This window comes from Clostridium sp. DSM 8431 (assembly GCF_900116755.1).
Lineage (GTDB): Bacteria > Bacillota > Clostridia > Clostridiales > Clostridiaceae > Clostridium.
Map to the genome: position 1 here is coordinate 1 of NZ_FPBY01000010.1, position 19,376 is coordinate 19,376.

Genomic DNA, 19,376 nt, shown 5'->3' on the forward strand with positions numbered 1-19,376 from the left:
TTGCTATAATGCACAAATTAATAAATTATATCTTTGCAGTACTTCGAAACCAAACTCCATTTGAGTTACGAAATCCTAAAATACATAAACAAATGTTTTTAGAAAATACTTCTCAAAATAGTGCCGCTTAATTGATTTACATTTTTTGTAACCATTCGTGTTTTACAAATGGTTTGTTTGCTATACCCTTTTTTAAAAAATATTATTTTTTAAAATTTACTTGACTATTATTAGCTGGTCTTACTATAATAAAATACTTACTTCTTTTTTTAAGCTCTTATAAGATTAAAAATCACTGCCCCAAAGCTAGCAACAACTAAAATAAGACTCAATGTAAATAAAACTTTACTTCTATAATACTAATCTGGTAACTGTATTGCTAAAATAGTACCCATAAATAGAACTAATCCCCTTTGAGAATATAATTTCCTATTTTCCCTTTGAGGTTTTTATAATGTCTAAAATTATTCCACTAACACTAAGAAGAATACAAATAAGAATTAATGTAAATATAACCTTATTTTTTCTATAGTGATCTGGTAATTGCATTGCTACAATAAAGTCTATAAATAGAATTATTCCTCTTTGAAAATGTAAATAGCGTTTTTTTGCTTTCGTATTTTTTTCCATAGTCTTACTCCTTATTAAATATTATATATAATCTAAAAGATTAATAATTATAACTATTATTAAAAATACTAAAATTCCTATATTTTTTATCTTCTTTTGCTTCTTAGCACTATCATACACAAAGAAACTCAAACCAATAAAAAAGATAGTTAATACTACTATACCTTCCACAAATCACCCTTCCAAGTATAGATAATTATAACATATATTTAATATATTAACTTATATTTTTTTATTATATTTACACTTTTATCAAAGCATGCTACTATTAGGAATAGTCAATAGGGCCCATCTTTACCTTTACTAAATAATTTGAAAGGAATAACATTATGATTATTATACTTGGGATTGTATATATATTTTTAGCTTTATTAGGTACATGTTATCTTTTGAAAAATAGAAAAATATTGAGTACCATAAATACTATAAAAAATATAATTTTAATAGCATATTTAATTGGTATTGGCTGCTTATGTTTCATATATGAAAACTTCCAGTTAGCAATAATTTTAGGTGCTATTACTCCTTTAATTATTTTCTTCTTTAACTTTATAGAAAAAATAAAAGCACAAGGCTTTAAACCCTGTGCTTAATTTTTATATTCTAATTTTCATTAACCGTATTATCTTTTCTTCCCTTTGCATAATCAAAAACAGCAATAACCATAGAAAGCCAGAAGTTTATTCCAAATATAGCTCCCATTGAACCATACATATAAAGCTTTTTAAAGTATTCACCTGCAAAAGACTTAAATAAGTTATGTATTTCTTCAGGTTCCATATTTTCTATTTCATCATAAGTTATAGATTTAAGTTCAAAGCTTTCTAAAATATCTTTTGTATGAACTATTAAAGAATCTATAGCAGCTTCTGAAACTCTGCTGTTTATATCATTCTTAAATTCAGCATCAACTATCATAAGATTATCATTACAGATCTTATCAAATATATTTTCCACTGCTACCTTAATAGAAGCTTTTATTTCTTCATTTCCCTTAGCTTCATTAATTACATTTTCTAAATCTGAATCTAATAGTTCTAAATTAACAATAAAAGATATTTTCTTATTCTTAAAGGATTTTTCATAAACCTCTTCTGTAATATTGCTTAATCCAGTATTTACAGCATTACTATTTATAAGAACATCAACTGTACTGCCTGCTATATTTTCTAAATCTTCTTTTGATATGCTACTTAATAACTCTTTAACTGTAATACCTTGTGCCATATTTTTTAAACCTATTAATGCTGTTTCCTTTAAAGTAGCTGTGTTTTGTAGAAGTAAGCTTATAGAACTATTTATTTCACCATTGAACTTATTAAATATCTTTTCTGTACTGTCTAAATTTACTTCACTTAAGACACTTTCAATATTTAGGGCTTTAACCTTATTCATAAGCTCTTTTGTTATTACCTTAGTAATATTATTAAGCTTTCTGCCTTCCTCTAAATTATTAAATACTCCATTAATAAATTCACCAACATTAACTTCATTTACTCCAAAATTAATATCACTTAATTTCATTGGATATACTTGATTTGTTAAGCCATCTAAAATCATATCTTCAACTTCACTTACCTTTTCATCAATAAATATTGGTAAGTTCTTATTTATTAAAATATAAATACATCTATCTACAATTCCATCTCCATTTGCCATGGCATAACCCATCTTTTGAAGGAAGTTAAGTCTAGAATTTATATTATCCTTAACCATATTGCCTATGTTTTTTTCATTTTCAGCAATTACACTAGTAAGCTTCATAACAATTAATTTAGTTATCTTATTAAGATTTTTATTAACAGCATTTTCTATAGCACCATTAAATACATTACCAATAGTTTTTTCTTCACTTAACTCTTTTGATAATATTTCTCTAAGCTTAAAGTTTAAAATAAATCTCAAATCACTATATAAGAAGTTTTCCATTTTATCTGCAGCTTTTTCTTCTAAAGAATTCATCATATCCTCTGAGATAATATCTGAAACTTCTCTATTTATGTAGCCTTTATAAACTTCATTATATTTTACAAAAAGCATCTTTGTATTTTCTTCAGTAATTAATTCTTTTGCTTTTTCAGTAACTAATGATCCAGCCTTTCTTTCTACCTCTTCTACTACACCTTTTGGAAGAATATCAATTACAGTCTTAGGTGAATCTATTTTACTTTCTAAAAAGCTTAATAAGTATTTCTTACATACATTTTTCTTTTCTTTAATTCCAGAAGAAATCTTATTTAATATATTATTTGAAACAGAAATTTCATTTTCACCAATAGCCTTTGAAATCTTACTGCTTACATCACTTTCATATAATGAAGATAAAATTTTATTATAGAAATAGTTACATACTAAATTCTTATTTCTCACAAGAGTGTTATTTACAAGCTTGTAGTTATCATTGCTTATAACATTCATAAGACCTGAATTCATAACATTTCTCTTAGAGTTAAGAAGCTTATGGATTCTTCCTCCATTTAAAATATCATTATCTATCACTCCTCCAATTCCATTTGCAAGGTTTCCTTTATGAGCTGGAATATAACCTAAAGCAAACTTTCTTAAGAATGGTATTTTAGATAATACTTTATTCTTTTTATATGGCTTAAATAACATGGCAATTGCAATTACATTTGTAAGAACTCCAATTCCACCCATTAATATTATTGAACCAATAACTCCTGCTAAGCTGTAATAATATCCTTCAAAGCCTATATTTCTAAAGCATAGTGCAAAAATTAATCCTCCAGCAAAACCTAAAATTCCTCCAAATACAGAAAGAGGCTTAAGTTCTGTTCCCATAAATCTCTGAGCTAAGTCACATATTTCATCTTCATCAAGCTGAATTAAATTATCATATACAATCTTTTTAATTCTTCCATCTAAAAGGCTGTCTAAATTATCTTCAAGATATTTTAATGTAACTTCATTTAAATAACTTATGCTATCTTTATTCTTTCCAAACTTCTTAATAACAGCTGAAACAGAAAGTGATTTGCTCTTTTCTAAAAGCTCATCTTCTAAGCTTAAAAGCTTATTCTTCACATTATCATTTTCAGCAATATTTTTCACTTCCATATTGCTTATAAAGTCTTTAATTATGCTACTTAAATATTCTTTAACCTTTTCTTCATTATTAGTAAGAAGTGTTTTTATACTATCTGTACTTCTATTCTTTATAGATACTACAAAATCTTCACTTATAATACTTTTTACATTCTTATTATAAATAGCATTAAACTCACTATGTATCTTAGTAGATAAGACTGATTCTATTAAATTATTAATCTTTTCTTTATGCTTTAAAACAAGACTATAAACATTAACTTTACTATTAATATCTAAAAGATTATTAAAATCATACTTTACAAAATCAGAAATCAACTTGCCCTTTTGATTTTTAATAACACTTAGTATAAGCTTATTTTCATTGTCAGATAGATATGTAATTATTACTTCACATACCTTATTTATAACATTTTGATTAAGTATATTGTTTTCCTCTAAAGAAGTTATAATATCCTTAATGTTAGTATGTTTTAAATAATCAATTATCTTATCTGCTACCTTAATAGCATCACTACCATCCATTTTATAAGATTCTATAAACTCTGTAACCTTTTGAAGAACTTCATATTTAGCACTTATGTTATCTAAGAAATGTTCTCTTACTAAAGAAAGTACAAGTTTTCTTATACCTGCATCCATATCTTGAATACCTTCATCAATGGATTTTTCTATTAACACATCAAATTCATCCTTATTCTTTTCAATCCATGAAACCACATAAGGCAAAAATACAGGTAGTTTTTCTCTAATAAGAAGAGTAAGTTTATCTGCCACTTCATCATCTAATAAATCATAAAGAGAAAATTCTATATTTTTTATTAATGATATAAATTCCTTAATTATATTTGAAAGTAAAGTCATCCCTTCTTCAGTATTTAAGTAATTTTTAAGAGTAGCCCCTATCTTACGACTTAATGCTTCAAGCTCTTCATCACTTATTACTTCTTCTATTCTCTTATTTTTAATGCCTTCTTGAAGATTATTAATAATCTCTTCAGCCTTTATTTTTTCAAGAACATCTTTTAATAAAGACACTAACTTTTCATCATTACTAATTATTTTATTAATAGCTGATGATATAATATCTTCAATATTTTTTTCTACTTTAGAAGCTGCTTCTTTGCTTAGAAAATCTGAAAGTGTAATTTGAGCCCCTTCATTATATATATTAGTTAAAGTTTCATTTATATAAGTATTATTATCTACTGATTCTAAAATTAAGTTATATATATTTTCTGCAATATATGAAACTTGTTTTTTAGAGACTAAATCTTTTAAATTTACTTCATTACAAAGCTCACCTATTAAAGGTTTCATTACTTCATCATAATTGTCAGAAGAAAATTTCTTTATATCTTCTAAACTCTTATTAAAGCCAGGTATATTATTAAGCTCTGTTTTCTCAAAGGCTTTAATAAGCTCATCATTAAAAAATGTATTTAAAACATTCTCTAATTCATTTTTTACCTTATCACTTTTTAAATTCTTCTTTAAAGTTGATCCGTTAATTATATCTCTTTCAACTAAAGCACTTATTTCTTCAACGAATTGCTGCTTTCTATTTTTAATTACTCCACCAAACTTAAATTTATTGAAAACAGTATATTCCTTAAAAAGCATATTTACAGCATATTTATTGGTAATGTAACCTGCAATACCGCCAGAAATACTTTGCAATACCAAAAGTAGTATGTCTTCCATGTTAAACCTCCTTTTTATCCTCCAATTTTTTAATTAACTGTCTTAATTATTCTATTATAACTCATATAACCCTTTATTACTCCATATAAAAATGTATTTCTTATATTTTTGTAATAATTTTAGCCTACCTACTTCATAATTAAGATCTTTAATTCTTTACTAAGCAGTAATACAAAAAAAGCAGTAGATAGATTTGCCTTTATACAAATCTATCTACTGTCTCAATATAATAATTAAACATTATCTTCTTTAGTTTTAATTACAGATAATTCTTCATTTAATACTTCTGCACTCTTACCTAAATAATCCATAGTATCAATAATACTTGTTATAATAGCTAATTGTTCTTCTGTAATTGCAGACATATTTTCAGTTGCTTCAATATTTTCTTTTGCCTTATTTGATAGTCCATGTACAACTTTTTCAGTCTTGTCTTTAACGCCTATCATATTTTTATTTAACAAGTCTATATCCTTAATACTTTCAGATACAGTAGTAATAGAACCATTAAGTTCTTCAAAAGATTTTCTTGTATTTTCTACAGCAGTAGTTTGAACATCCATGCTCTTTTTAGCTTCTTCAACTTCAGATACTGCTAAAGAAGTTTGCTCTTGAATTTTAGTAATAATTTCTCTTATTTCATTAGCAGAACTTGATTATTCTTCTGCAAGTTTTCTAACTTCCTCTGCAACAACTGCAAATCCTTTACCCATTTCCCCTGCTCTTGCTGCTTCAATACTTGCATTAAGAGATAAAAGATTTGTTTGCTCTGCAATATCAGTTATTGTTTTTACAATATTATCTATTTCTGATGAGCTTAAATTTATATCTTTAATTCTCTTTTGTACTGCTTCTGTAGTTTTGTTAGTCTTATCAGTAACATCTAAAAGATTATTAACAACCTTTATTCCATTTTCATTTATATCTTTTGTTTCATCAAAAAGAGTATCTATTTTTATTATTGAACCAGAAATGGCATTCATTGACTTAGATAATTTCTCAAAGTTATCTACAATAACTTCTGTTTCTCTTGACTGTTCATAAGCTCCTCTAGAAACAGTTTCAATAGAATCTGTTATCTCTTTAGAAGCTCCTATGCTTTGAATTGTTACATTACTTAATTCATCAACTTTATTAAGCATTTCGTTGCATTGATCTTTAGCTTCTTGAATAAGTTTTCTTAAATTTACAACCATTGAATTGAATATTTTTGACATTTTTCCAATTTCATCATTTCTATTAATTGTTGACTTAACGCAAAGATTTCCTACGCCCATTTCTTTAAGAGTTAATAAGAATTCTTCAATATGCTGTGTTATTTTTCCTAACACAAATATAGTTATTACAATTACAATAATTGTTACTATTATAGTGAGTATTATTATAATTTTTAATAAGTTTACTGCAGATGTCATAAGTTCTTTAGATGACTCAATACCAACTGCCTTAAGCTCCATTCCAGTATCTAATTTTTTAGTAACTGCAAGCTTAATATCACCTGCTTCTTTAAATTCAAAAGTTCCCTTATCTGAGTTTTGTACAAATTCTCTAAGGTCATCATTTTCAATTTCAGTGTCTATTAATTCTTCATTACTATGTACTGATATAAGTCCATCATAATTAGAAAGCATAACATAACCAGTAGGTCCAAGCTTTATAGTATTAATCAACTCGTTAATATGAGCTAAAGATACATCGACTTGTACTATACCTATAACATTACCATCGATAATAACTTTTTTTGAATAAGTTACTACTAATTCTCCTGAAGAAGCGTCTACATATGGAGTATCCCAAACTTCTTCTTCTGGTGATTCCATTAGTTCTTGAAACCAAGGTCTTTCCCCTGGAATTATCGAATCAAATTTTTCATTCTCCGGATATATATGAAACTTTTGTGGTGTAACATAAATTAAATTTATAACTTCAGGATAGACCTTAGCTAATTCTGAAAAATAATTAACTATTGCTTTATGATTTTCTTCAGTCATATTCTCTTTTAAATATCCGGAAGCAATAATTGAACCTGCTAAAGATTCTGTATTATTACTTAAAGAATTAACCTTTTCATCAACTAAATTTATTTTTTCCTGCATATTCATAGTTGTATTATCTTTTATTATATTCCTAGCTTTAAAATAAGATAATCCAGCTATTATTATAGAAGTAATTATTATGTTGATAGTTAATATAAATATGATTTTTCCCTTCAGACCAAATCTGAAATAATTTTTTCTCTTTAGTTCCATAAGTTCCTCCCCTATTCCATCAATACTCCCTTACTATGTATATCCGAAATTTGTCGGATACATTTAACCTTTTCTTTGTTTTATTTATAATCTAATTTTATTTACCATCTAATCCTTTAAATTTTAATCAATTTACTAAAATTAATATTCCTTTTTTTATATATTATTAATTTAGAGCTACTATTATATTTATAGAATGATAATTTTGAGGCTTTTAGAGGTATTAATTTAAAATTTAATATCTTGGTTTTTTATTTATTCTATTTCGAAATTTAATAAAAATATAAAAAAAATTCATCTATATAAATAAAACAGTAATAATTATATTATTTTCAAAAAAAGAATTAATAAATAATCCTTTTCATAAACTAACTCTATTAATTTAAAATTTTACTTTCCATAAAATGCTATGACAAATTTAAAATGAAGGTTTATAATCACGTTTGTAATAATTAATAAAAAAATTTAGGAGGATGAATGATATGATAATTTTATTTTCAATATTAGCTGTAATATGCTTAATTCTGTTAATAATAGGTTTAGTTAAACCTGAAAAAGTTTTACCATGGGTAAAACCAGAAAAGAGAAAAAATCTACTGCAGTAATCTGCTATGGACTTGGTTTAATAGTATTTTGTGCAATTGCTGGAGTTATTTATTATAATGAATCTCAAACAGTAACTATAGAAACTGTAACTGTAGAAGTAGATGAATCTTATGCTGGTATATATGATGTATCTGCAATTGATGTTATAAATGACGAAGGTAATAAAGTAGTTGGACAAAGAGGTCAAGCTTACTTTAATAAAGAAGATATGACAGCAGATAGCCTAAATGCTTTTTATAACGATGTTGTAGCTAATAGCGGTTATGAATACTTTACATTAATAAATAGTGATGATACAAGCAAGGGAATAGTTTTCACTGGTTGTGGTACTCCTGCATATTATGGTGATATAAATTCAAATGGCGATATTACTAATAGTTCAGCTCAATTTGAACCATCTAATTATACTGCTGATATGCTTAAATAAAAATTACAAGATAGAAAGTGTTTTATCTCATATTTGATAAGATACCTTCTATCTTGTACTTTATATTATATCTAAGTATAATCACCTTTATTTAATTTTCCCCCCCGTATAAACTTACATATACAGTTTATCTACTCATCATCGTTTTTTGAGCTTTCTTCTCTAACTACATCTTTTATTTCTTGCTTAATATCTTCTGTATCAACAACAGATTGTTCCCCAAGCTTCGTAAAAAGTTTCTTATCTTTCAAAGTATATTCTTCATTATCATCATACTTTTTAGCTTCAACTGAAATCATCTTTCTACGAATTATCTTTTCCCTATATATATGTTGCTTTTTTCTAATCCAAGTTGTTAAAAGAACCAAAAGCAGAACAATTCCTATATATCCAAGCAAAGGATACATTAAAGAAATCAACTTTTTAAATCCTGCAAAACTACATATATAACCTGCTATAACTATACAAATTAAAATAATATGTAACTTCTTTTTATCTTCAGATGCAAATCTTTTTGCCAATGCAAAGCTAAGACTAAAGGCAGTATTAAATATAAGAGCAAAAATAGTAAAAGTATATATTTTTGCAAAGATAGGATTAATATTTGCTACAATATTAAGCATTGGTATTTCTGAATCTTTTATCATATCAACATTTGCAAATAATGAAGCAAAGGCACATAATACAATAACACCTATTAAAGCTCCTCCTATAATTCCACCTTTTTCTGCAACCCCTATACGAACTACTGATCCTCCTAAAACAAGTGCCATAGATACCCCTGTAATAGCACAAAGTGAATAATAGTTAATTGCAGAAAAAACTACATTAGGCATAGGTGATTCTAAAGTTTCTGCAACTTTTGATAACTTAGTAAAATCATAACTATGACCTATATATGTGTATGCTGTTATAACTAATATCATAATTATTATAATAGGAGTAAATATACCAAGGACAGCTGTTATTTTATTAAAATCCATAAAGGATACAACTATTACTAAAGCTGAACAAATAAGTGCTCCAATAAAACTTGGTATACCAAATTGCTGATGCAGATTAGCTCCTGCTCCTGCTATCATTACAAAATAAATAATAAAACTTGATACAATTAATGTATAATCAATTATTTTATTAATAAAGGGATGTGTGATTTTTTCTAGTACTTCTTGATGATTATTAGAACCATAATAGCATCCTAATGTTACAATAATTCTTCCAAAAATAATGTTCAAGGCTGCCAAAATCAAAACCCCTATAATACCTTCTTTTCCAAAACTCACAAAATACTGCATTAAGTCTTGCCCAGATGAAAGCCCTGCACCTACGATTACTCCTACATAAGCTAAAGCTATTTTTAAATACTTTTTGGTCAAAATTATCCTCCTTATGTTTGTAACTTCATTTTATTTTATTTCTAAATTTCTCGTAACTAAAATATCATGATACTCATTATCATTAAATTTCCCTATACATAATACCATACTATATTATAAATATTTTGGCAAATGTATATAGTATATGTTACTTCATGAATATACTCTATATTGTTTCCATAATATAATATAAATATTCTCTAGTTCCTATGCCTCCCTTAACATTACTTAAGTAAACAAAAAAATCTCTATGAACTATCATAAAGATAATTCATAGAGATTTTCATTTAATATTTAGATAAATATAATTACTAGCAATTACATCCGAATCCGCTTCCTGGAGTAACTACTTCTTCAAGAGTTTCCATATCGAAATCAAATTCTTCTGATTCTAATAACTTTTCGATGTTTTCTAACATTAATGTCACCTCCTTTCAATAGTTTATAGATTACTAGTTGCAATCACATCCGAATCCACTTCCTGGAGTAACTACTTCTTCAAGAGTTTCCATGTCGAAATCGAATTCTTCTGATTCTAATAAGTTTTCGATGTTTTCTAGCATTAATATCACCTCCTTTCAATGAAATTTTATTTATTAAAAGTTAAGCCAATAATCATCTGAATTTGACTTAGCCATATATAAATCTTCTGGTAATAATTGCTCAGATAATCTTTTCTTTGATTTATTATCCAAACCATTTTCAAAAGAAAATTCTCTACCAGCTATAGTTACCTTTTTTAAATAGCGATTTATAATATTAGAAAACTTGTCCACCTCAAATATGGATCCTTCACTGCAAAATATATAATCGGAATTATTAGGATGCATAATTTTTATAACCTTTTTAACTCCTTCATAATTATTTATTTCTGATGGAAATCCGCAGGTAGATATAAATATTTCTCTCTTTCTTTTAGTTTCATATCTATTAAGATGGATATAACCTCCATCTTCTCTAGGTGCCATCTTTGCTGTAAATATAGGTAATAATCTCTCTATAGCGCACCTCATTTTTGAAGGAAAACCATAAAAAGTAAGAGGAAAGATCCATATTACTATATCAGCCTCTAAATACCTAAACAACAAATCATCCATATCATCATGCTGAATACATTTTCCATCATTCTTCCAACAATTATAACAACCAATGCAACTATTAATATTTTTATCAAATAGGTGTACTTCATAAATATTTTTTTCTTCTTTTAAATATTTATTTTCCTTTAATCCTTCTATAAACGCTTTTGCAACCTTAAAACTTCTGCTTCTCTCTTTTTTACCACTACTATTAAGCACAAGTATATTCATAAAATTATCCTCTCACTATCTATTTTTATTAGGCTCTTACATATTGAAATAACAGTATTATTAGAATCTATCAATTTTTGATTAATCCGTATTAATTCCTGATTTTTATCACATCTTTGAACTTGAGTTATTAATTTTAATTTATCGTTATACTTTGCAGAATGTATATATCTACAGCGTGATTCTAATACCTTAAAAGGCTTATCCCTATCAAAAGCTACTAAATTCTCTCCAATAAGCCTACATATAATCCCCTCTTCAAAATAAGCAAAATACATTGAATTATGCATTATCTTATAAGAGTCACATTCGCTAATTCCAACTCTAAATTCTAATAGTTCTCTTTCCTTATTAATAATCACAATCACACCTCCAATAAGACATGATTTTCATCAACATTCATATCTGCAATATAGGCTAGTAGCAGTTTTCTCATTGATTTTGGAATTTCAGTCATAAGTCCACTCTTATTTCCTACTATTCCAATACTAGTTTTTCCTTTAGCATAAACAGTTTTTGAGTCTAAACTTGTTACTTTATGATTAAATGAACAGTATGCACCCTTAGGCATATCAAGCCAACTATAAATGTATACTTCAGTACCTACCTTAAGCTCATTTTGAAATTCTAATTTGCTTTGCAAAACTGGCATTATAAAATTTTCTCCAGTATCATTTAATGACTCATCTACTAAACTTTTTCCTCTATGTTCCTTATAGAAAAAAGCATCCAACTTACTTTCTTTACCTATATTGAAACGTGCATTTTCAAACATACATAAATATTTTTGAGCAGTAACTTCTCCCCAATAATTACATTCTGAAAATGATATTTTATGTTTTTCAAAATAACTACGTACTATCATAACATCACCTTATTTATCCAAGAATTTAAGCAAGTGAAAAAATTATTTATTATATCTTTAATCATTTCCTCAGTATATAATTTCTCTGCATACATAAAGCTAAAAGTCATATCTTTCTTATGAGATGTTATTTGAATATATAGAGGAATATCTTCTGGATGTTTTCCAATTTCACTACATTCTATTTCTCCTAACCCCTTAGGTAGCACTTCCATATAATCTGTATGATAATTAATCATAACCTTAAAATAATCTCCTATTAATCTCTCTTCAAAAGTTTGCATACAGTAGATATCATTCATACCAATACCTTGATTTTTTAATATTTCATCTATTTCTTTCTGCTTTTCTATCAATCTTTTTTCAAATGAAATATCCTTAGAGATTTTAAATCTAATAGGCATTATTTGTGCTAAAAGTCCAATTACTTCACTAATTCCTGTATAATCTGTAGGTCTTCCATGAAATACTGTAGCTAATGTTATATCATCTTTTCCTGTGGCTTGTTGCATTATTTCTGCTAAAACTGAACACATTATTGTAAATACACTTATATTTAATTTTATGCATACTCTTTTTAACTTTTCTGTATCTATACTTCCATATTGAACATCTAAACATTTAACTGTATCTTTAGCTGTCATTTTCATTCTTACCCTATCTGTTTTAGGTGGAAAAGCAACTGATTTTTTTCTATCTTTTAAATATTCACTCCAAAACTTTTTTACTTCACTATAATCATGATCTTTTGTATCATTTATAAATTTGAAGAAATCATATTTTTTAGGTTGCATAGGTAAATCATAATATATACTAAAAAGCTCATTTAAAAATATTGATAATGATAGAAAATCAAATATTCCATGATGTATATTAATCATCATTCTTTGTTCACTTTCCTTATTTTCAAATAGGACTACTTGTAATAACGGAAGTTTATCACAATAGAAGTTTCTAGCATATTTATAATAATTAATATCTTCAAAATTTATATTATGAACTTCACTAAAATCTACAATCCCCTTATCTTGCCACTCTAAATAAAGCTCTTTATCTTTTATGATAAATATACTTCTAAGTATTTTATTTCTCTGAATTAGCTTATAAATAGCACTCTTTAACTTTGTTGAATCTATATACTTACTATGTTTAACTATGTGGATAATATTATATGGTGGAACGATATTCTCTCTGTTATTTACTATTGCTAATTCATTTTTCATCATAGTCTTTTCTTTTCTAATAAGCTGCTTTTGAATTTCTGTGGCCTTTACCTTACGTACTTCCTCTTCTTCAAATTCTTTATTGCTATATCTTTTAGCCTCATCTTTAACTATAATTTCAATTTCTTTAATATTCTTAGCCTCATATAATTCTTTAATATCTAAAGCAACACCTAAATCATTATATAGCCTAGTATTAAGCTTAAATACGTCTAATGAACTAGCTCCCACTTCAAAGAAATTATCTTCATATGTTAAATCATTTTTTTCAAGTATATACTTACATATGGATAACACACTTGAATTATCTATCTTAATTTCTCTCTCTAAGCTATATTTTTTATAAGCTTCAAGCATATTATTTCTATCTAATTTTCCATTTGCATTTAACTTAAACCTTTCTAAACGAATAATAAACTTAGGTACCATATAATTTGGTAAGAATTTTTCTAATTCTTTTTTTGCTTCACTTACATCTAATTCTTTCCCTGTGTAAAATGCTAATATCTGCTTTTCATTATTGCTATCACTTCTTACTAATAAATGCACTTCATCTATAAAAAGCTTATTTTTAAATACTCTCTCTACTTCTCCAAGCTCTATTCTATGTCCACTTATTTTTATCTGATCATCATTTCTTCCTAAACAAATGTATTCACCATTTCCAATATATTTGCCCAAATCACCAGTCTTATACATTTTATCTTCTGATACTAAAAGATCTTTTAAAAATGACTTCTTAGTCAAATCATCTCTTCCAATATAGCCATCAGATAAATAATGACCACCTATATATATTTCTCCCTCTTCTCCTAAGGAAACTTTCTTTAAATTTTCATCTAAAATATAAACTCTATATCCACTTAAAGGTTTACCTACTCCTATTTTCTCATGTTCTATAAAATTACTTCTAGTAATAACCTTAGCATTGGAATAAACACATATTTCTGTTGGTCCATAGGCGTTTATTACCTTGGCATTTTTTTTATCCTGAACCTTAAATATATTACTTACCATTTCAGAAGGTAAAGGTTCTCCAACTGAAACAATAGTACTTGGAAGATACAGTTCTCCTTTTTTATCCTTATAAAAACTTAATAAGTACTTTAAATGTGTAGGAGTTATTTCACAAACATGAACCTTTTGTTTTTTCCAGTATTCACATAAAAGTTTCTGAGATCTTTTCACATCATCAGGTATTGGAACTATACAATTTCCAAAAAACAAAGCAATATACATTTGAACAACACTAGGATCAAAACTAAAATCAGAAAGTAAACCAATATTTAAGATTTCTTTGCTATTTTTTCTAGACTCATATAAGCCAGTGTCTTCAGGTAATTCAAAGAAACGATTATGGCAAGCTATAGCTGAATTTATAACACTTCTTTGCGAAACTATAACTCCCTTTGGCTCACCTGTAGACCCTGAAGTAAACATAATGTATGCTATTTTAGATGGATTTTTAATTTTGAATTTTGTATAACTTTCATCTTGAAGTTCACAACCAATATCTTTATTTAATTCTTCCCACTTTATAAAATTTACTTTAATATCAATTTCCTTAATAACTTCACTAATACGCTCTTTTTTCTTTGCTATAATTAATGTAGAATTACTTATTTTCATCATATTAGCTATCCGCTTTGGAGGATAGTTTTCATTTAAAGGTAAATACACTCCCCCTGCTTTATAAATTGCTAATATTAACAATATAACTTCTCTACCCTTTGGAAAATCTACTGCAACCACTATATCTTCCTTCCAATAGCTAAGACTTATTAATCTTCTTGCAAGACATGAGGAGTAGATATCAAGATCTTTATAGCTCATTTCTCCATATAAATCAGAAATTGCAATTCTATCTTTATACATTCTAGCGGAAGACATAAACACTTCTGCAATTCCCTTTTCTAAATATTCTTTTCTATCCATCTTCTCACCTCCAATTAATTTAAATTTACGTATTTTATGATGTTAATCCACCATCTATAGTAATTACTTCACCATTTATATAACTTGATAAATCTGATGCTAAAAACAGTACTAAATTAGCTATATCTTCTGGCTTTCCTAATCTTCTTAATGGTATTTGCTTTTTTATACTATTTAAATTACTTAAATCTTTAGTCATATCTGTTTCTATATATCCAGGTGCAATAGCATTAACTCTTACATTTTTCATTCCAAGTTCTTTTGATAAGGCCTTTGTAAATCCTATTATTCCAGCTTTTGCTGTACAGTAATTAGTTTGTCCCATAACTCCTGTTAATCCTGCAATAGAGCTAATATTAATAATTGTACCTCTACGTTTTCCAAACATAAGTAAAGCAACTTCATGAGTTAAATTGTAAGTACCATCAATAGTTACGTCTAAAACAGATTTCCACTCTTTTTTATTTTGCACTAACATTAAATTGTCTCTTGTTATTCCTGCATTATTAACTAATACATCTATTGTCCCCTCAATTTCTTTTATCTTTTCAACTGCTTTTACACATTGCTCTTCATCACATACATCTGCCTTTATGGCAACTATAGTACTATCTACATATTTTTCTTTTATTCTATTAACAGTATTATTAGCTTCTTCATCATTACTTTTATACATAAAATAGACCTTACTTTTTTCTGAAACAAAAGCTTCACATATCTTAGAACCGATGCCTCTACTTCCACCACTTATAAGTACTACTTTATCCTTTAATCCTACATCCATTGCCACACCCCACTTATAATATTTCCTGTATCGTTATATCCATTTACAAGTATTGTAGTTAGTTTCTTGCTTTTCTTTTCTTTATTAAACCTACTATTACCTTCAGAAATTCCCTTAGTTGGAGGTAAACATTGATTTTTCAAGCTTGATGCAGCTGCTGCAGAGTTTAACATAAAGTTTCCACCTAAGTTTGTTCCAAAAACACTTTGAATTGATACAAGTTCTGTATTTTCATTAAAAGTATCTACTATAGCTTTGTATTCTTCCAAATCTAAAGACTTATTTCCACATGTACATGTGAATACTGCATCAATATCTTCAGCAGTAACTTTTGCATCTGCCATAGCTATTTTCATTGACTTTTTAAAATCTTCTGCAGAGAACATAGATAATTCAGCATCAGTACTTATAGGGTAATTATTAAATGTTAAATCTTTCTTTGCTACATTATGTAGTTTCGCTCTAATATCAGAGAAACCACTTAAATAACATTTCTTTTCATCCTTATTTTCACAATGCTCAGAGGATTCTAAAATCATACTGATTCCAACTTCTCTAACTACTGCCCCATTAGCTTCTTCTAATAACTTTGTAAAACCATCTCTATCACCATTCAAATAGTCTAATGTTCTGTAAAATTCTAAATTCTCATCAAGGCATATATTAAAACTTCCCACAAGCATATAATCAGCTTCTCCATTTTGAAGAATTATTCTTGTTAAAAGTAATGGGTCTGAAGATGGTAATACTGTACATGGTCCCTTTAATCCATATTTTATAGTTATTCCTGAAAGTAATGAGTTTCCTACTGAATATGAAAAATCAATTGGACTTACAGCTTCTGCACCTTTTCCGTAAAGATTTTTTAATATTCGCAATACATTTTCATAACTAGCATTATGAGTTGAAAATATAGCTCCAAATCTATAGTTATTAATCCCTGAAAAGTCTATTTTATCCATAATAGACTTTGAAGAAACATATGCCATACTAGCAATTCTATTCATTCTTCTTACTTCTTTAGCAACTGGCTTTACAACTTTCTTTATATTAAATTGTTCATTAGGTTCCCAATTTTCATCTGGATAAAATAATGTTTGTTCAAAACTTACTCCATCAGGAATCACTGGGCTCATAACGTTAAAATCCTTAAGAATAATTTTTCTACAATTCATTTTTCTCCTCCTGTAAGATATAGGATAAGACACCTTTAGTAACAGTCTTTCCATCTACTTTAACAACTGAATTTACCTTTATAAAATTATTTACATGTTCGATTATTCTTGATTCTATAATTAACTGATCACCAGGATGTACTGGTTTAATAAATTTAGTTTTTTCTACTGTTGTTAGATATCCATATTTCTTTTCAATTTCTTCCTCACGACTATTAGTATCAACTAATATAAAGCCACTAGCTTGTCCCATAGCTTCAATTAGTAATACTCCTGGCATTATAGGATGTTCAGGGTAGTGTCCTGGCACCCATGGTTCATTATAGCTTACATTTTTTAGTACCTTTGAATACTTCATATATTCACTTTCTAGAACTTTATCTACCAATATAAAGGGGTATCTATGTTTTACAACATCTAAAATATTCATAGCTTTATTTTCCTCCTTCATTCCACTTTTCAACACCAATTGAAGATGCACATCCTGCAAATGCAAATGAGTTAGAAATAAAGTAATCATATGGAACTGATTCTGACTGATCACGTACAAGAGTAAGTTTGGACTCATCAAATTCCACCTTATCTTCTGCCGAAATTGATACAGGCATTTTTCCATGAGCTAATCCCTTTATTGAGCATATAAATTCAATAATTCCACTTGCACCTAAACAATGGCCAATCATTGATTTTGTTGAAGAAAACCATATATGATTAATATCATTATTTTCTTGCAACTCAACTAATGCTTTTAGTTCCATAGAATCATTTGCCTTAGTTGCTGTTCCATGTGTATTTACATATAATTTTTCATCTTTATTACATTTTCTATTTTTTAATGTCTGCTCCATGCACCATAATGCACCCTTTCCTGTTGGATCTGGAGATGTTACATGATAAGCATCATTTGCAGTAGTATATCCAAATACACGTCCAAGGATAGTTGCACCTCTCTTAATTGCAGATTCTTCCTCTTCAAGCATTACAAAAGCCGCGCCTTCACCAATGGTAATACCATTATGACCTTTATCAAAAGGACGACATGGGTTTGAGCTTAGATTTAACATAGAATTAAAACCACTTAAACTAAGATCACTTAAAACTTCAATTCCTGCTGCAACAACTACATCAGCTTGATTGCTCTTTATTAATCTATAGCCTGTACCAACTGCCATAGTTCCAGATGTACATGCTGTATTTACTGATATAACTGGTCCACCAATACCTAATTTATCTGCAAAATAATATACACAATCAGTACCATTAAAATCTAATATATCTGATTCTCTTTTTTTTAATAAGTCTATATCTTCCTTAGATTGATTAATATCAAGACCTTCCTTAAACCTAAGTTGAGGTTCAAGTCTTAAACTTCCAATATTAGCTGATGCTATACAAAATCCTGTTCTAACATCAAATTTTTCAATATCTCCTTTTGTCATACGTGCACTTTTAAGCATTTCTTCAGAGGCCATATCACCTATTTTTCTATACTTAGCTTCCCATCTTAAATCTTCACCTATATGTACTTCACCGGCATACTTAGACTCAAATGAAAATTCTTTAAGTATGTCACTTTCACAAATTCCTGTAACTCCATTAATACAATTTTGGTAAAATTCCTCTACATTATTTCCATTAGGAGCAACAACTCCCAAACCAGTAATAACAACATTTCTATTATTATGCATTAGCACCATCTCCATTATCATCTTTGCTTAACATATCGAATATTGATAAGGCTAAAGTATTTACTGATTTATATGCCTCTTTATGATTATTAGCATCAAGTTTTATTCCATATAGATTTTGAATTCCTACCATTATTTCTAATCCATCAATAGAATCTAATCCCAAATTTTCAATATCTTCTTCTAAATCATCACTTTCAAATAAAGGCATATCCTTATCTATCTCATCTGCAGTGATATCTAACATCAATCTATCAATAATCATTTCCTTTACGTCACTTATAATCATCTCCATTGTATATTCTTTATCTTTATAAATTACACTATTTGCCATAACG

17 protein-coding genes are annotated in these 19,376 nt (G+C 27.5%); 2 read left to right on the plus strand and 15 right to left on the minus strand.

What is annotated here, in order from left to right:
- Nucleotides 1-429: 429 nt before the first annotated feature.
- The 5 genes from BM384_RS01810 to BM384_RS01830 all read right to left on the minus strand — a co-directional run bounded on the left by BM384_RS01810 (nucleotide 430) and on the right by BM384_RS01830 (nucleotide 7,649).
- On the minus strand, nucleotides 430-630 hold the full coding sequence (locus tag BM384_RS01810) for a hypothetical protein (RefSeq protein ID WP_090010234.1): 201 nt from the start codon (nucleotides 628-630) through the stop codon (nucleotides 430-432).
- Nucleotides 631-651: 21 nt separating this feature from the next.
- Nucleotides 652-801: a hypothetical protein gene (locus BM384_RS17530; RefSeq protein WP_175537250.1), complete on the minus strand. Its 150-nt coding sequence runs from the start codon at nucleotides 799-801 to the stop codon at nucleotides 652-654.
- Between the two features lie 432 nt (nucleotides 802-1,233).
- Nucleotides 1,234-5,400: a DUF445 family protein gene (locus BM384_RS01820; RefSeq protein ID WP_090010240.1), complete on the minus strand. Its 4,167-nt coding sequence runs from the start codon at nucleotides 5,398-5,400 to the stop codon at nucleotides 1,234-1,236.
- Nucleotides 5,401-5,633: 233 nt separating this feature from the next.
- Nucleotides 5,634-5,963: a hypothetical protein gene (locus tag BM384_RS01825; protein WP_090010243.1), complete on the minus strand. Its 330-nt coding sequence runs from the start codon at nucleotides 5,961-5,963 to the stop codon at nucleotides 5,634-5,636.
- A 93-nt stretch (nucleotides 5,964-6,056) separates the two neighbouring features.
- Nucleotides 6,057-7,649 (minus strand): methyl-accepting chemotaxis protein, encoded by a 1,593-nt coding sequence (locus BM384_RS01830; RefSeq protein WP_090010246.1) that lies wholly within the window; start codon nucleotides 7,647-7,649, stop codon nucleotides 6,057-6,059.
- 482 nt (nucleotides 7,650-8,131) lie between these two features.
- Here BM384_RS01830 and BM384_RS18450 point away from each other — a divergent pair, with 482 nt between their 5' ends.
- Both BM384_RS18450 and BM384_RS01835 read left to right on the plus strand, forming a co-directional pair.
- Nucleotides 8,132-8,254, plus strand: coding sequence for a hypothetical protein (locus BM384_RS18450; protein WP_278280886.1), 123 nt, complete (start codon nucleotides 8,132-8,134; stop codon nucleotides 8,252-8,254).
- Nucleotides 8,215-8,682: a hypothetical protein gene (locus tag BM384_RS01835; protein ID WP_090010249.1), complete on the plus strand. Its 468-nt coding sequence runs from the start codon at nucleotides 8,215-8,217 to the stop codon at nucleotides 8,680-8,682. The genes BM384_RS18450 and BM384_RS01835 overlap by 40 nt, the downstream gene beginning before the upstream one ends.
- Before the next feature lie 131 nt (nucleotides 8,683-8,813).
- Here BM384_RS01835 and BM384_RS01840 read toward each other — a convergent pair whose 3' ends face one another.
- The 10 genes from BM384_RS01840 to BM384_RS01885 all read right to left on the minus strand — a co-directional run bounded on the left by BM384_RS01840 (nucleotide 8,814) and on the right by BM384_RS01885 (nucleotide 19,372).
- Nucleotides 8,814-10,058 carry a YkvI family membrane protein gene (locus tag BM384_RS01840; protein ID WP_090010251.1) on the minus strand — a complete coding sequence of 415 codons (1,245 nt, stop codon included), beginning with the start codon at nucleotides 10,056-10,058 and terminating at the stop codon, nucleotides 8,814-8,816.
- Nucleotides 10,059-10,654: 596 nt separating this feature from the next.
- Nucleotides 10,655-11,368, minus strand: a complete 714-nt coding sequence (locus tag BM384_RS01845; RefSeq protein ID WP_090010254.1) for a flavodoxin family protein — start codon at nucleotides 11,366-11,368, stop codon at nucleotides 10,655-10,657.
- Nucleotides 11,365-11,730, minus strand: a complete 366-nt coding sequence (locus BM384_RS01850) for an acyl-CoA thioesterase (RefSeq protein ID WP_090010257.1) — start codon at nucleotides 11,728-11,730, stop codon at nucleotides 11,365-11,367. The genes BM384_RS01845 and BM384_RS01850 overlap by 4 nt, the downstream gene beginning before the upstream one ends.
- A gap of 2 nt (nucleotides 11,731-11,732) precedes the next feature.
- On the minus strand, nucleotides 11,733-12,233 hold the full coding sequence (locus BM384_RS01855) for an acyl-CoA thioesterase (protein WP_090010260.1): 501 nt from the start codon (nucleotides 12,231-12,233) through the stop codon (nucleotides 11,733-11,735).
- The gene (locus BM384_RS01860) at nucleotides 12,230-15,391 is read right to left on the minus strand and encodes an amino acid adenylation domain-containing protein (RefSeq protein WP_090010262.1); all 3,162 of its coding nucleotides are present in this window, start codon (nucleotides 15,389-15,391) and stop codon (nucleotides 12,230-12,232) included. The genes BM384_RS01855 and BM384_RS01860 overlap by 4 nt, the downstream gene beginning before the upstream one ends.
- A gap of 34 nt (nucleotides 15,392-15,425) precedes the next feature.
- A complete protein-coding gene (locus tag BM384_RS01865; protein ID WP_090010265.1) occupies nucleotides 15,426-16,175 on the minus strand; it encodes a 3-oxoacyl-ACP reductase family protein in 750 nt (249 codons plus the stop codon).
- Nucleotides 16,166-17,350: a beta-ketoacyl-[acyl-carrier-protein] synthase family protein gene (locus tag BM384_RS01870; RefSeq protein ID WP_175537251.1), complete on the minus strand. Its 1,185-nt coding sequence runs from the start codon at nucleotides 17,348-17,350 to the stop codon at nucleotides 16,166-16,168. Before BM384_RS01870 ends, BM384_RS01865 begins: the two co-directional genes overlap by 10 nt.
- Nucleotides 17,340-17,780 carry a 3-hydroxyacyl-ACP dehydratase FabZ gene (gene fabZ / locus BM384_RS01875; protein WP_175537252.1) on the minus strand — a complete coding sequence of 147 codons (441 nt, stop codon included), beginning with the start codon at nucleotides 17,778-17,780 and terminating at the stop codon, nucleotides 17,340-17,342. The genes BM384_RS01870 and fabZ overlap by 11 nt, the downstream gene beginning before the upstream one ends.
- Before the next feature lie 4 nt (nucleotides 17,781-17,784).
- Nucleotides 17,785-19,038: a beta-ketoacyl-[acyl-carrier-protein] synthase family protein gene (locus tag BM384_RS01880; RefSeq protein ID WP_175537253.1), complete on the minus strand. Its 1,254-nt coding sequence runs from the start codon at nucleotides 19,036-19,038 to the stop codon at nucleotides 17,785-17,787.
- Nucleotides 19,031-19,372 carry a phosphopantetheine-binding protein gene (locus BM384_RS01885; RefSeq protein ID WP_207650686.1) on the minus strand — a complete coding sequence of 114 codons (342 nt, stop codon included), beginning with the start codon at nucleotides 19,370-19,372 and terminating at the stop codon, nucleotides 19,031-19,033. The genes BM384_RS01880 and BM384_RS01885 overlap by 8 nt, the downstream gene beginning before the upstream one ends.
- Nucleotides 19,373-19,376 lie beyond the last annotated feature (4 nt).

Excerpts from the sequence above, each read along its gene's own strand:
- BM384_RS01865 (WP_090010265.1), bottom strand. The coding sequence starts at position 16,175 with ATGGATGTAGGATTAAAGGATAAAGTAGTACTTATAAGTGGTGGAAGT.
- fabZ (WP_175537252.1), bottom strand. The coding sequence starts at position 17,780 with ATGAATATTTTAGATGTTGTAAAACATAGATACCCCTTTATATTGGTA.
- BM384_RS01825 (WP_090010243.1), bottom strand. The coding sequence starts at position 5,963 with ATGGATGTTCAAACTACTGCTGTAGAAAATACAAGAAAATCTTTTGAA.
- BM384_RS01870 (WP_175537251.1), bottom strand. The coding sequence starts at position 17,350 with ATGAATTGTAGAAAAATTATTCTTAAGGATTTTAACGTTATGAGCCCA.
- BM384_RS01885 (WP_207650686.1), bottom strand. The coding sequence starts at position 19,372 with ATGGCAAATAGTGTAATTTATAAAGATAAAGAATATACAATGGAGATG.
- BM384_RS01845 (WP_090010254.1), bottom strand. The coding sequence starts at position 11,368 with ATGAATATACTTGTGCTTAATAGTAGTGGTAAAAAAGAGAGAAGCAGA.
- BM384_RS01830 (WP_090010246.1), bottom strand. The coding sequence starts at position 7,649 with ATGGAACTAAAGAGAAAAAATTATTTCAGATTTGGTCTGAAGGGAAAA.
- BM384_RS01810 (WP_090010234.1), bottom strand. The coding sequence starts at position 630 with ATGGAAAAAAATACGAAAGCAAAAAAACGCTATTTACATTTTCAAAGA.
- BM384_RS01820 (WP_090010240.1), bottom strand. The coding sequence starts at position 5,400 with ATGGAAGACATACTACTTTTGGTATTGCAAAGTATTTCTGGCGGTATT.
- BM384_RS01860 (WP_090010262.1), bottom strand. The coding sequence starts at position 15,391 with ATGGATAGAAAAGAATATTTAGAAAAGGGAATTGCAGAAGTGTTTATG.
- BM384_RS18450 (WP_278280886.1), top strand. The coding sequence starts at position 8,132 with ATGATAATTTTATTTTCAATATTAGCTGTAATATGCTTAATTCTGTTA.
- BM384_RS01835 (WP_090010249.1), top strand. The coding sequence starts at position 8,215 with ATGGGTAAAACCAGAAAAGAGAAAAAATCTACTGCAGTAATCTGCTAT.
- BM384_RS01880 (WP_175537253.1), bottom strand. The coding sequence starts at position 19,038 with ATGCATAATAATAGAAATGTTGTTATTACTGGTTTGGGAGTTGTTGCT.
- BM384_RS01855 (WP_090010260.1), bottom strand. The coding sequence starts at position 12,233 with ATGATAGTACGTAGTTATTTTGAAAAACATAAAATATCATTTTCAGAA.